Source organism: Shewanella oneidensis MR-1 (genome assembly GCF_000146165.2).
Classification (GTDB): domain Bacteria; phylum Pseudomonadota; class Gammaproteobacteria; order Enterobacterales; family Shewanellaceae; genus Shewanella; species Shewanella oneidensis.
Window position 1 is genome coordinate 171,338 of sequence record NC_004347.2, and the last position, 12,361, is coordinate 183,698.

General features: G+C 48.1%; 13 protein-coding genes. 12 read left to right on the top strand and 1 reads right to left on the bottom strand.

The window, feature by feature from the left end:
* Positions 1–12 precede the first annotated feature (12 nt).
* The 12 genes from gspC (at position 13) to SO_RS00815 (ending at position 11,538) form a co-directional block, all read left to right on the top strand.
* Positions 13–939, top strand: coding sequence for a type II secretion system protein GspC (gene gspC, locus SO_RS00760; RefSeq protein ID WP_011070562.1), 927 nt, complete (start codon positions 13–15; stop codon positions 937–939).
* 24 nt (positions 940–963) lie between these two features.
* On the top strand, positions 964–3,078 hold the full coding sequence (gene gspD, locus SO_RS00765) for a type II secretion system secretin GspD (protein ID WP_011070563.1): 2,115 nt from the start codon (positions 964–966) through the stop codon (positions 3,076–3,078).
* On the top strand, positions 3,075–4,640 hold the full coding sequence (gspE, locus tag SO_RS00770) for a type II secretion system ATPase GspE (RefSeq protein ID WP_011070564.1): 1,566 nt from the start codon (positions 3,075–3,077) through the stop codon (positions 4,638–4,640). Before gspD ends, gspE begins: the two co-directional genes overlap by 4 nt.
* Before the next feature lie 3 nt (positions 4,641–4,643).
* Positions 4,644–5,867: a type II secretion system inner membrane protein GspF gene (gspF, locus tag SO_RS00775; RefSeq protein ID WP_011070565.1), complete on the top strand. Its 1,224-nt coding sequence runs from the start codon at positions 4,644–4,646 to the stop codon at positions 5,865–5,867.
* Positions 5,868–5,941: 74 nt separating this feature from the next.
* Positions 5,942–6,376: a type II secretion system major pseudopilin GspG gene (gene gspG / locus SO_RS00780; protein ID WP_011070566.1), complete on the top strand. Its 435-nt coding sequence runs from the start codon at positions 5,942–5,944 to the stop codon at positions 6,374–6,376.
* A 1-nt stretch (position 6,377) separates the two neighbouring features.
* A complete protein-coding gene (gene gspH, locus SO_RS00785; protein ID WP_011070567.1) occupies positions 6,378–6,950 on the top strand; it encodes a type II secretion system minor pseudopilin GspH in 573 nt (190 codons plus the stop codon).
* Positions 6,937–7,305 (top strand): type II secretion system minor pseudopilin GspI, encoded by a 369-nt coding sequence (gene gspI, locus SO_RS00790; RefSeq protein ID WP_011070568.1) that lies wholly within the window; start codon positions 6,937–6,939, stop codon positions 7,303–7,305. The genes gspH and gspI overlap by 14 nt, the downstream gene beginning before the upstream one ends.
* Positions 7,286–8,053 (top strand): type II secretion system minor pseudopilin GspJ, encoded by a 768-nt coding sequence (gene gspJ / locus SO_RS00795; RefSeq protein WP_011070569.1) that lies wholly within the window; start codon positions 7,286–7,288, stop codon positions 8,051–8,053. Before gspI ends, gspJ begins: the two co-directional genes overlap by 20 nt.
* Entirely contained in the window at positions 8,050–9,048 is a 999-nt protein-coding gene (gene gspK, locus SO_RS00800) for a type II secretion system minor pseudopilin GspK (RefSeq protein WP_011070570.1), read from the top strand. The genes gspJ and gspK overlap by 4 nt, the downstream gene beginning before the upstream one ends.
* Before the next feature lie 48 nt (positions 9,049–9,096).
* On the top strand, positions 9,097–10,284 hold the full coding sequence (gspL, locus tag SO_RS00805; RefSeq protein WP_011070571.1) for a type II secretion system protein GspL: 1,188 nt from the start codon (positions 9,097–9,099) through the stop codon (positions 10,282–10,284).
* Position 10,285: 1 nt separating this feature from the next.
* On the top strand, positions 10,286–10,762 hold the full coding sequence (locus SO_RS00810; RefSeq protein ID WP_011070572.1) for a type II secretion system protein M: 477 nt from the start codon (positions 10,286–10,288) through the stop codon (positions 10,760–10,762).
* A gap of 14 nt (positions 10,763–10,776) precedes the next feature.
* On the top strand, positions 10,777–11,538 hold the full coding sequence (locus SO_RS00815) for a type II secretion system protein N (protein ID WP_011070573.1): 762 nt from the start codon (positions 10,777–10,779) through the stop codon (positions 11,536–11,538).
* A 59-nt stretch (positions 11,539–11,597) separates the two neighbouring features.
* On the opposite strand, the gene yrfG is transcribed toward SO_RS00815, so the two are convergent.
* Positions 11,598–12,260 carry a GMP/IMP nucleotidase gene (gene yrfG, locus SO_RS00820; RefSeq protein ID WP_011070574.1) on the bottom strand — a complete coding sequence of 221 codons (663 nt, stop codon included), beginning with the start codon at positions 12,258–12,260 and terminating at the stop codon, positions 11,598–11,600.
* Positions 12,261–12,361: the final 101 nt, after the last annotated feature.

Here is a 12,361-nt window from a genome sequence, read left to right on the forward strand (position 1 = left end):
GTCCACATAAATATGGATTTATTAGATAAAGTTATCGCAAAAGCTACAGGTATTCCGCATAAGCCATTGAGCCAAGTCGTTTTCTGGTGTGGTTTTATCCTAAGTTTACTCTTAGCTGCGCAAATTACATGGAAGCTCGTACCTACCTCATCTTCTCCTACGGCTTGGTCTCCCTCTGCGGTGACTACGACTGGTAAAGGGGCTGGGCAAATCGATCTCGATGGATTACAGCAACTTGCGCTTTTTGGTCGAGCCGATGCCAAAACGGATAAACCTAAAGCCGAAGTGGTTGAAACCGTTACCGATGCACCTAAGACCTCCTTATCTATCCAACTGACAGGTGTTGTGGCATCCACCGCCGATCAAAAAGGTCTGGCGATTATTGAATCCAGTGGCAGCCAAGAAACCTACAGCTTGGGCGATAAAATTAAGGGAACATCCGCTTCGTTAAAAGAAGTCTATGCTGACCGCATTATCATTACCAATGCCGGTCGCTATGAAACCCTGATGCTTGATGGTTTGGTTTACACCAGCCAAAGTCCCGCGAATCAACAATTACAGAAGGCCAAGAGTGGAAAACCTGAAGTCGTTAGCCGAGTAGACCAACGCAAGAATGCTGAAATCTCTCAAGAGCTGGCTGAATCACGTACTGAACTCTTAGCCGATCCTAGCAAAATCACTGATTACATCGCGATTTCTCCCGTTAAGCAGGGAGAAAGCGTTGTCGGTTATCGCCTCAATCCGGGCAAAGATGTGAACTTATTTAAGCAAGCGGGTTTTAAGCCCAATGATCTTGCGAAAACCATTAATGGGTACGATCTGACTGTGATGAGTCAGGCGTTAGAAATGATGAGCCAATTACCTGAATTAACTGAAGTTTCCATTATGGTTGAGCGGGAAGGACAATTGGTTGAAATCATGTTTAGTTTGCCGCAATAACACGCGTTAGGGGAAAGAAAAATAATGAATAACAAACGGATTCGACGCAAACTGATTGCTGGAGTTGTGGCGGGCGCCACCATGCTGACCTCGCAATTTGTTTGGTCTGAACAATATGCGGCCAACTTTAAGGGCACAGATATTCAAGAATTTATCAATATTGTTGGTAAAAATCTGAATAAAACCATTATCGTTGACCCAACAATTCGCGGCAAGATCAACGTTCGCAGCTATGATCTACTCAATGATGAGCAATACTATCAATTTTTCCTCAACGTGCTGCAAGTGTACGGTTATGCCATCGTCGAGATGGAAAATAACGTTATCAAAGTCATCAAAGATAAAGATGCGAAAACGGCAGCGATTCGTGTTGCCAATGACAATGACCCAGGTCTGGGTGATGAAATGGTTACCCGTATCGTGGCGCTGTATAACACAGAGGCTAAGCAATTAGCGCCGTTATTACGTCAGTTAAACGATAACGCTGGTGGTGGAAACGTTGTTAACTACGACCCTTCAAACGTGCTGATGCTGTCTGGTCGCGCTGCGGTCGTAAACAAGCTAGTGGAAATCATTCGCCGAGTCGATAAACAGGGTGATACCTCTGTACAAGTAGTGCCGCTCGAATATGCCTCTGCCGGTGAAATGGTACGAATTATCGATACTCTGTACCGCGCAACCGCTAACCAATCGCAGCTTCCAGGTCAAGCGCCCAAAGTGGTGGCCGATGAGCGGATTAACGCTGTCGTCGTGAGTGGTGACGAAAAGAGCCGCCAACGTGTGGTTGAGTTGATCCACCGTCTCGATGCTGAACAAGCCAGCACGGGTAACACTAAGGTACGTTATTTACGTTATGCCAAGGCCGAAGACTTAGTTGAAGTGTTAACTGGCTTTGCGCAGAAGCTCGAAAGCGAAAAAGATCCGAGCGCTCAAGCTGCAGGTGGTGGTAAACGTCGTAATGAAATTAATATTATGGCCCACACCGACACTAACGCATTAGTGATCAGTGCTGAGCCGGACCAAATGCGCACCATTGAGAGCGTCATCAACCAACTCGATATTCGTCGTGCTCAGGTACTCGTAGAAGCCATTATCGTGGAAGTCGCCGAAGGCGATAACGTGGGCTTTGGTGTGCAATGGGCCGCCAAAGCTGGTGGTGGTACTCAGTTTAATAACTTAGGCCCAACTATTGGTGAAATTGGCGCGGGTATTTGGCAGGCGCAGGATAAAGAAGGTACTTACATTACGAACCCGAGCACGGGTGAGGTGATTGGCCAAAACCCCAAAACCAAGGGTGATGTGACCTTATTGGCGCAGGCCTTAGGTAAAGTGAATGGTATGGCATGGGGCGTTGCCATGGGTGACTTTGGTGCCTTAGTACAAGCGGTCTCCGCCGATACCAACTCAAACGTACTGGCAACGCCTTCGATTACCACCTTAGATAACCAAGAAGCTTCCTTCATCGTCGGTGACGAAGTGCCCATTCTGACGGGTTCTACCGCCAGTTCAAACAACAGTAACCCATTCCAAACCGTTGAGCGTAAAGAGGTTGGGGTGAAGTTAAAAGTGGTGCCACAGATTAACGAAGGCAACGCGGTTAAACTCGCCATTGAGCAGGAAGTCTCCGGCGTAAACGGTAACACTGGGGTGGATATTTCCTTCGCGACACGCCGGTTAACTACCACTGTTATGGCCGATTCAGGCCAAATCGTGGTACTCGGTGGTTTGATTAACGAAGAAGTCCAAGAAAGTATCCAGAAAGTGCCATTCCTTGGTGATATTCCGATACTCGGACACTTATTCAAATCCTCTTCTAGCAAGAAGACCAAGAAAAACCTGATGATCTTCATCAAGCCCACCATCATCCGTGATGGTGTGACGATGGAAGGTATCGCGGGTCGCAAATATAACTATTTCAGAGCGTTGCAGCTTGAACAGCAAGAGCGTGGTGTCAATTTAATGCCTGATACTAAAGTGCCGGTATTAGATGAGTGGAACCAGTCTGAGTACTTGCCACCTGAAGTGAACGATATTTTAGAGCGTTACAAAGAAGGCAAAGGGTTAGAGACTCAGATGCGTAAAACTGACCCGACCCTCAAGTCGTTGGATGAAAACAAAAACAAAGATAAAACACAATGAGTGAAATACAAGTATCCCAAGTCGAGGATTTAAGCTTAGTTTCCAATGAACTAGGTCTTGAAGCCGAAGGTGATGAGGTATTTCGCTCCAGCAGCAAAGAGCGTTTACCTTTTGCCTTTGCCCATCGCCATCAGGTGATTTTAGCCTATGGCGATGATGGTGCCTTGAACCTGTTTTATACCGCCCACACCCCATTAGCGGCTATGCTCGAGGCACGCCGCTATTCAGGGGTGGATTTACCTTTGGTGTTGCTCGAGCCGAATAAGTTTGAGGTCAAACTCACTCAGGCATACCAAGCTAATTCCTCCGAAGCACAACAGCTGATGGAAGATATTGGCAACGAGATGGATTTATTCACCCTCGCTGAAGAGTTGCCACAAACCGAGGACCTGCTCGAAGGTGACGATGATGCCCCGATCATTAAGCTGATTAACGCCTTGTTATCTGAGGCGATTAAAGAAGAAGCCTCGGATATTCATATCGAAACCTATGAGAAACAACTGGTGGTGCGATTCCGCATCGACGGTGTGCTCAAAGAAGTGCTCAAGCCAAACCGTAAACTGTCATCTTTATTGGTGTCGCGGATTAAGGTTATGGCGCGCCTCGATATCGCCGAGAAGCGTGTTCCCCAGGACGGCCGTATTTCGCTGCGGATTGCGGGCCGCGCGGTGGACGTGCGGGTATCGACCATGCCATCGAGCCACGGTGAACGGGTGGTGCTGCGTTTACTCGATAAAAACGCCGGTAATCTGGATTTAAAACAACTGGGTATGACGGACAGTATCCGAGCCAAGTTCGATGAGCTTATTCGTCGTCCCCACGGTATTATCTTGGTAACCGGTCCTACGGGTTCGGGTAAGAGTACCACGCTGTATGCCGGGCTTACTGAGATTAACTCTAAAGATACCAATATCTTAACTGTTGAAGATCCCATCGAATACGAGTTAGAAGGCATCGGCCAAACTCAAGTTAACACTAAGGCGGATATGACCTTTGCCCGTGGTCTACGGGCGATTTTGCGTCAAGACCCCGATGTGGTGATGATTGGGGAAATCCGTGACCTTGAAACTGCGCAAATTGCGGTGCAGGCATCTTTGACTGGCCACTTAGTGATTTCGACTCTTCACACTAACACCGCTTCGGGCGCGATTACCCGTTTGCAGGACATGGGTGTTGAGCCATTTTTGGTGTCATCGAGCTTGCTCGGCGTATTGGCCCAGCGTTTAATCCGTACCCTCTGTCCAAAATGTAAGACAGAGCATACGCCCGATGAACGTGAACGTGAGCTACTTGGGATTACTGCTGATGATCCACGCCATATTTATCGTGCCAACGGCTGTAAAGCCTGTGGCGGTAGTGGTTACCGTGGTCGTACCGGCATCCACGAGCTATTGCTTGTCGATGATAATGTGCGCGAGCTTATTCACGGTGGCCGTGGCGAACTGGCGATTGAGAAATATATCCGTCAGTCGGTACCGAGTATTCGCCATGATGGCATGAGTAAAGTGCTTTTAGGTATCACTACTCTGGAAGAAGTCTTGAGGGTGACCCGCGAGGAGTAAGCCATGCCAGCATTTGAATATAAGGCGCTGGACGCCAAAGGAAAGCAGCTTAAAGGCGTGATCGAAGCGGATACCGCCAGACACGCCCGCAGCCAGCTGCGCGATCAACGCTTGATGCCGCTGGACATTCTGCCGGTTACTGAAAAAGAAGCCAAGGCCAAAAGCAGTGGCTTTGCTTTATTTAAGCGGGGAATCTCGGTCGCTGAACTCGCGCTGATCACCCGTCAAATCGCCACCTTAGTGGCTGCGGGGTTGCCGATTGAGGAATCCCTTAAAGCAGTCGGGCAGCAGTGTGAGAAAGACCGTCTGGCCAGTATGATCATGGCGGTGCGCTCACGCGTTGTTGAAGGCTATAGTCTGGCCGATTCCTTAGCCGAATTTCCGCATATTTTCGATGACTTGTACCGCGCGATGGTGGCCTCGGGAGAAAAATCCGGTCACTTGGAAGTGGTACTTAATCGTTTAGCCGATTACACCGAACGTCGTCAGCAGCTTAAATCTAAACTGCAACAGGCGATGATTTACCCCATTATGCTGACACTTGTCGCCATTGGTGTGGTGTCTGTATTGTTAGCGGCTGTGGTGCCTAAAGTGGTTGGGCAATTTGAACATATGGGAGCAGAGTTACCCGCCACCACCCGCTTTTTAATTGCAGCCTCTGACTTTGTGCAAAATTACGGCCTGCTTGTGGTCTTGGTTCTGGGTATTTTGCTGGTGGTGTTCCAGCGTTTACTCAAGTCACCGATTTTCAAAATGAAATTCCATACATTTTTACTGAAAATGCCGGTGATTGGCCGAGTGAGTAAGGGATTAAATACCGCGCGATTTGCCCGAACCTTAAGTATTTTATCTGCCAGTTCTGTGCCCTTGTTAGATGGGATGCGCATTGCCAGTGAAGTGTTGCAAAATATGCGCGTGCGTGCGGCGGTGGATGATGCCACGGCGCGCGTACGGGAAGGAACTAGCTTAAGCACTGCGTTGACTAACACTAAGCTGTTTCCGGCGATGATGTTATATATGATCGCCTCGGGGGAGAAGAGTGGTCAGCTCGAAGATATGCTTGAGCGCGCGGCAGATAACCAAGATCGGGAGTTCGAGAGTAATGTTACGCTCGCCCTCGGCGTATTCGAACCCATGTTAGTGGTGAGCATGGCGGGGGTTGTACTCTTTATCGTTATGGCCATTCTGCAACCTATCTTGGCACTGAACAATTTGATTAGTGGCTAGTTTTTGAATTTATGGGATGTTGCCTCTCAGTAATAATACAGAGAATGGTGCTGGTTTTTTAGGAGATGTAGTCGATGCAAATGAACAAAAAGCACAAAGGTTTTACCTTACTCGAAGTGATGGTGGTGATTGTTATCCTCGGTATTTTGGCGTCTATGGTGGTGCCAAACCTGATGGGCAACAAAGATAAAGCTGACCAACAAAAGGCGGTATCTGACATAGTCGCGCTCGAAAATGCCTTAGATATGTACAAGTTAGATAACGGTGTGTATCCAACGACTGAACAAGGTTTAGAGGCCTTAGTGCAAAAACCTACTATTTCACCCGAGCCACGTAATTACCGTGAAGAAGGTTATGTGAAGCGTTTACCGCAGGATCCATGGCGTAATAACTACTTACTGTTAAGCCCTGGCGAAAACAGCAAGTTAGATATCTTCAGCGCAGGCCCTGATAGTCAGCCAGGTACCGAAGACGATATCGGTAACTGGAACTTACAGAATTTCCAATAAGATGTTAATGCTGCGCCACGCCGGCTTCACCTTAATGGAGGTGATGCTGGTGATTTTGTTAATGGGACTCACCGCTGCTGGGGTGACTATGTCTATTGGCAATTCAGGGCCACAACAGGCGCTGGAAAAGACTGCGCAGCAATTTATTGCCGCCACAGAGTTAGTGCTCGATGAAACCGTATTAAGCGGCCAATTTATCGGAATCGTGGTGGAAAAAACAAGCTATCAGTTTGTTTTTTATAAGGATGGTAAATGGAATCCATTGGAGAAGGACAGAATTTTGTCCGAGAAACAAATGGAACCCGGTGTCGTCATCAATTTAGTGCTCGATGGTTTGCCACTCGTTCAAGAGGACGAGCAAGACGAATCTTGGTTTGAAGAACCCTTAATCGAGCCCTCAAGCGAAGATAAGAAAAAGCACCCAGAGCCACAGATTTTGCTGTTCCCAAGCGGTGAAATGAGCGCTTTTGAGCTGAGTTTTATCACTAAGACAGATAAAGGGCCGCTCGACGTATTAGTCGTGGGTGATGCCCTTGGCCGTTTAACCCTAGGGCGACCCGATGAAATACGCTAGGGGAATGACGTTACTCGAAGTGATCGTGGCGTTAGCTGTGTTTGCTGTTGCCGCCGTTTCCATCACTAAAAGCTTGAGTGAGCAAATGGCGAATATGCCGATTCTGGAGTCGCGCACTCTGGCCCAGTGGGTAGCAGACAATCAAATGGTCGATGCTAGGCTTGATCCTCAATTTCCGGAAATCGGCAAAAAAGAAGGTCAAGTAGAACTGGCGGGTAAGGATTGGTACTGGCGTAAAGAGGTGGTGAAAACCACAGACGATAACTTTCGGATGATCCGCATTAGTGTCAGCGAAGATGAGCGTTATCAGCGTATTGCTGCACAAGTGAGTAGTTATGTCCTCAAAACGAACTAATGCTCACCGAGGGTTTACCCTGCTCGAAATGCTGATCGCAATTGCGATTTTTGCCATGTTGGGGTTAGCGGCCAATGCGGTATTAAGCACGGTACTGACCAACGATGAAGTGACAAAAAACTTCTCGACCCGATTAAAGGCGTTACAGCAGGGCTTTGGTGCGATTGAGCGCGATTTAGGACAGATGGTTGCCCGTACCCCCAGATTACTTGAAGGTGGGCGTGGAACAACAGTGTTCCAAACGGGTAATGACATTTTAGATTCGGAATCCGAGGCTTTGGTGTTTTATCGCCTAGGCTGGCTTAACCCTGACGGTTTATTGCCCCGTGGTAGTTTGCAGTCAGTGGCCTACGTGGTGCGTGAGGGAAAATTAGAGCGCTGGTATTTTCCTTACCCTGAGCCAGAATTTGGCGCAGAGCCAATTAAGACGGTGATTATCGACAAGGTGCTGTCAGTCGAATATTCCTTCTTTATGGAAGATAAGTGGGAGCGAAAGGTCGAGGCAACTAAGTTACCTAAAGCCATTGCGATGGAAATTGAGATTGAAGGTTTAGGCAAAATCCAGCGTAAGTTTATGTTGCCTCTGGGCGCAGCGGCGCCAGAAAAATCTAAGGAAGAAGGCAACAAAGACGAGAACACTGAAGATAATAAAGAAGACAACGGCGATTCGGACAATAACGGGGATGGTTCAGGCAACGGGGAAGAAGATCCCGGCAAAGGTGACCCAGAAAATGAGGATGGCGCATGATAAGGCAAAGTCCTGCTAAACAACGTGGAGTCGCATTGATTGTGGTGCTACTGATTGTGGCCATGGTGGTGATTATCGCCACCAATATTACCAGTCGCAATCAACTGTCGATGCGCCGAACCTTAAACTTGGCTCAGTATGATCAGGCTTACTGGTATGCGATTTCTGCCGAAGAGCTAGCGAAGAAAATCCTCAAGCAGGATTTAGATGATTCAGAAGGTCGAGTGCACAAGCAGCAATATTGGGCCATGAGTGATGTGGTGTTTCCGGCAGAATATGGCGAGATTGCTGGCAAGATCTCCGATATGCGTTCGTGTTTTAACTTAAATGCTTTGTCTGTCACCACAAAAGATGTGGAAAACGGTCAACCTAAATTGCCCTTGGCGGCCAAGCAATACAAAGCATTATTAGTGAGTTTAGGAATGGATGATTTTACCGCGGATCATCTCACCCAAACCCTAAAAGATTATATCGATGAAGATACGGTTGCGAGTCCGTATGGCGCTGAAGATGCCGAGTACGAAGCGCGCCATGTGCCTTACCGTGCGGCCAACACCCTAATGAATCATCGGAGTGAGCTGCGGGCAGTAATGGGATACACGCAGGATATTTATCTGAAATTGTTGCCCTATATTTGCGTGATCCCTGGGAGTGACAGGCAACTGCTGAATGTCAACACCATAGATGTCGAGCAAGCAGCGCTGCTGGCGGCTATGGTGGATAATCAGATTTCCGTCGGTGAGGCTGAAAGCGTGATCAATCAGCGACCCGGCGATGGTTTTGCCAAGATTGATGATTTTTACGAATCCTCCTCAATGGGGTCGATTAAATGGGAAGATGCGATGAAGTCGACTTTTGTTATCGACAGTCAATATTTCCTCCTCGCCTCAGGCGCTAAAGTCGACAACGCCATTTTTAGGATGGAGAGTGTGCTCAAAAAGGGCAGCGGTAACAAAATGGATGTGCTCACCCGTCAGTTTGGTGGACAAAAATAATAGCAAACAAGCTCAATCCCTTAAGGTTGAAGCTGGTGGAGAAAAACTGTGAGTGAACGGCTATTTATTCGCTTAGGCAGAACCGCAGAGCAGGCTTGTTCTTGGTTGGTTTGGTCCGAACAAGAACAAGAAATTATCGCCTCTGGTGAACTGGCCAATGCCCAAGGTTTATCAACCTTAACTGAGCGCGCGGGCAATCGCCCCATTGACGTACTGGTGCCAGCTTCCGCGATGACGCTCACCAGTGTCAACCTGCCTGAAAAAGGTCAGCGTCAAGCCTTGAAAGCGCTGCCTTTTATGTTGGAAGAATCCATCGCCGATGATGTAGATGCGATGCATTTTACCGTTGGACCACGCAATGGCGATGCCCTCAGCGTAGTGGCCGTCGCCCATGAGCAAATGCAAACTTGGCTCAGCTGTTTGGCCGACGCGGGCTTAAAAGTGAAGCGTATCGTGCCCGATTGCCTAGCCTTGCCATTGCAGGAATGCCAATGGGCGGCAATGCGTTTTGGCAATGAGTTATTGCTGCGAACGGGTTTAGGAACGGGCCACAGTTTACCCTTACCTTGGTTGCCAGTGGCGATGAAGCAACTGACAGCCCAAGCTGAGGAGCTGTCGGTCGCCAGTTATAGTGAGATGCAATTAGACGGCGTTGAGCTTAAGCCGCAGCCGCTGGATTTACCTATGTTGGTGCTGGCGCGCGGCATTTTACATGCGCCGATCAACTTACTCTCTGGGGTTTATACGCCTAAGCGTGAGTACAGTAAGCACTTGTTGCAATGGAAGAATGCGGCCATTGTATTAGCCGTTGCCATTGTGTTGTCGCTCGTGAATAAAGGCTTAACCATTCATCAAGTCAATGGCCAAATCGCCGATCTTAAAGCGCAGAGTGAAGCCATTTATCAGCAAGTGGTGCCGGGTAATACACGTATTGTGAATTTACGCTCGCAGATGGAGAGCCAACTACGGTCGCTCCAAGGCCAAGGCAGTGGTGCTGAGTTTTTTTCTATGCTTGCAGGTTTGCAAGACGCCTTTAAACAAGTGCCAGAGCTAAAGCCCAATAGCTTACGATTTGAGAGCGCCCGTAATGAAATCCGTATGCAGGTCACGGCTAAAAATTACGCGCAAATTGAGAAGTTTAAAGAAATTGTTGGTCGTCGTTTCCAAATGGATGGCGGCACAATGAATAGCGGTGAAGATCAGGTCACCAGTACCTTAACCTTGAGGAGCAAATAAGATGGATAATTTGCGGGCTTGGTGGCAAGGGCTTGCGTCGCGCGAGCAGCAGATCGTAGGTTTTGGCGCCGTATTCTTAGTGATCGGTGTGTTTTACTGGGGCATCTGGACACCCATTGCCAATGCCGAAGCCAATGCGCTACGCAACTTAACGGCGCAGCAGCAAACCCTGACGTATGTAAAACAAACCGCGAACAAAATTGCTGGCTTAAAACAAAGCGGTGCTAAACCGACAATGAGCGGCAGTTTAAGTTCGGTCGTCAACCAAACAGCGGGCAGTTACGGCTTAGTGATCACTCGCATGCAGCCCCAGGGCGATAAAATCCAAGTGTGGATGGATGATGTGCCATTCGATGCCCTGCTCAATTATTTGAGTGACTTAGTGCAGAAAAAAGGCCTATCACTTGAGAGTGTTGATTTGGCTGAGGCCGACGCGCCAGGCTATGTCAAAGTGAGACGTATCCAACTAGCGCAATAGATTAAGGTGTAGCTGTGAGTCTGATAAAAAAGATCATTATTGGTGTACTGGTTTATATCGTGTTTCTTGTGGTGTTATTTCCCGCCAGTGTGGCTGTGCGCCTCGCACCACTCCCTGCGAATGTGGGGATTTCTGGGGTGAGCGGCAGTATTTGGTCGGGCAGCATTGAAACCTTGAATATTCAGCAGCGTCAGCTGGAGCAAGTGCGTTGGGAGCTCAGCCCTTGGTCGTTATTTTTAGGTAAAGTAACGCTTGATTTTCAAGTGGGTAGCCGTGCAACCCCCGTGAGTGCCAAAGGGTTAATCACTTGGTCGATGGGTGGTGTCAGCGCCCAAGGATTACGCTTTGAAGCGCCCGATAGCTTCTTGATTGGCAATGCAAAACTGCCCTTTAGGACCGAAATTAACGGTGAAGTCAGCTTGCTGGTTGAAACCCTCAAGCAAGGTAAACCTTGGTGCGAGCAGTTATCGGGCAAGTTGTTTTTAAATCAAACTAATGTGAAGAACCAATTCGGCAATTATCCACTGGGTAATATCGAGTTGGGGCTGAGTTGTGTTGAGGGTAAAGCCCAGCTCGCCACCGATGAGAGCAAAAACCAGTTGGGGATTATTGGCACGCTACAGTTAGACGAAGGCAATATGGTTAAGGTTGCCGCTAAGATCAAGGAGACTAACGAGCAGCCGGAAGATATGCGTAAATCTCTGAGCATTCTCGGCAAGCGCGCAGAGGATGGATACTTCCCTATTGTTTATCAGGGACGTATCCCGGGGCTTTAATCTACCCCCAAATGTGATATTTGATAAAGGCACCTTGGGTGCCTTTTCTATTCCGAGGGTTAACTTGTGAGATCGTTAAGCAATACACGATAGTCGCTAATGGCCGGAAAATCATTGAAGGTTTTGGCAGGTTTTTGGCTATCGGGATTGCTGATCCCAAGCTGATGCCCCACGCCAGCTAAGCGCGCTGCATTTAAAATGGGTTCACTATCATCAATAAACAGACAATGCTCAGGTACTAACGCAAATTGCTTAAACAGTGTTTGCCAAAATTGCGGATGCTCTTTCGGGTAACCCGTTTCATGGCTCGAAATCATTGCATCCAAACCGCTCCCAAGTTCTGTATGTTCAAGCTTAAGGGCAAGACTTTTAGGGTGCGCATTGGTGACTAAGATGCGTTTTTTTCCTGCCGCTTTGAGGGCGTCAAGAAAGGGCATGCTGTCTTGGCGCAGCTGAATACGGTCAACTAAGGTGCGATGTAATCCCATAATGTCGAGCTGCAATTCAGTTTGCCAATAATCGATGCAATACCAGTTCAATGTTCCCGCAACTTTGCTATAGGATTCAACGACTAATTTGTGCGCTTGGTCTTGGCTCAGTCCACGTTGCCTGCTCAGTTCCTGCGGTACAAGACTTAACCAAAAATGGTTGTCGAAGTGCAAATCGAGTAGGGTGCCGTCCATATCGAGCAGTACTGTATCAATTGTCTTCCAGTCAAACATGGGATTTCCTGTTTTATAAAATTGGCCTGAGTGAGTGGCTACTTAGGATTAAATCTGTCTACCTTGCCAGCCTGACACTTTGTGCTAGGCTTGGTAAATGG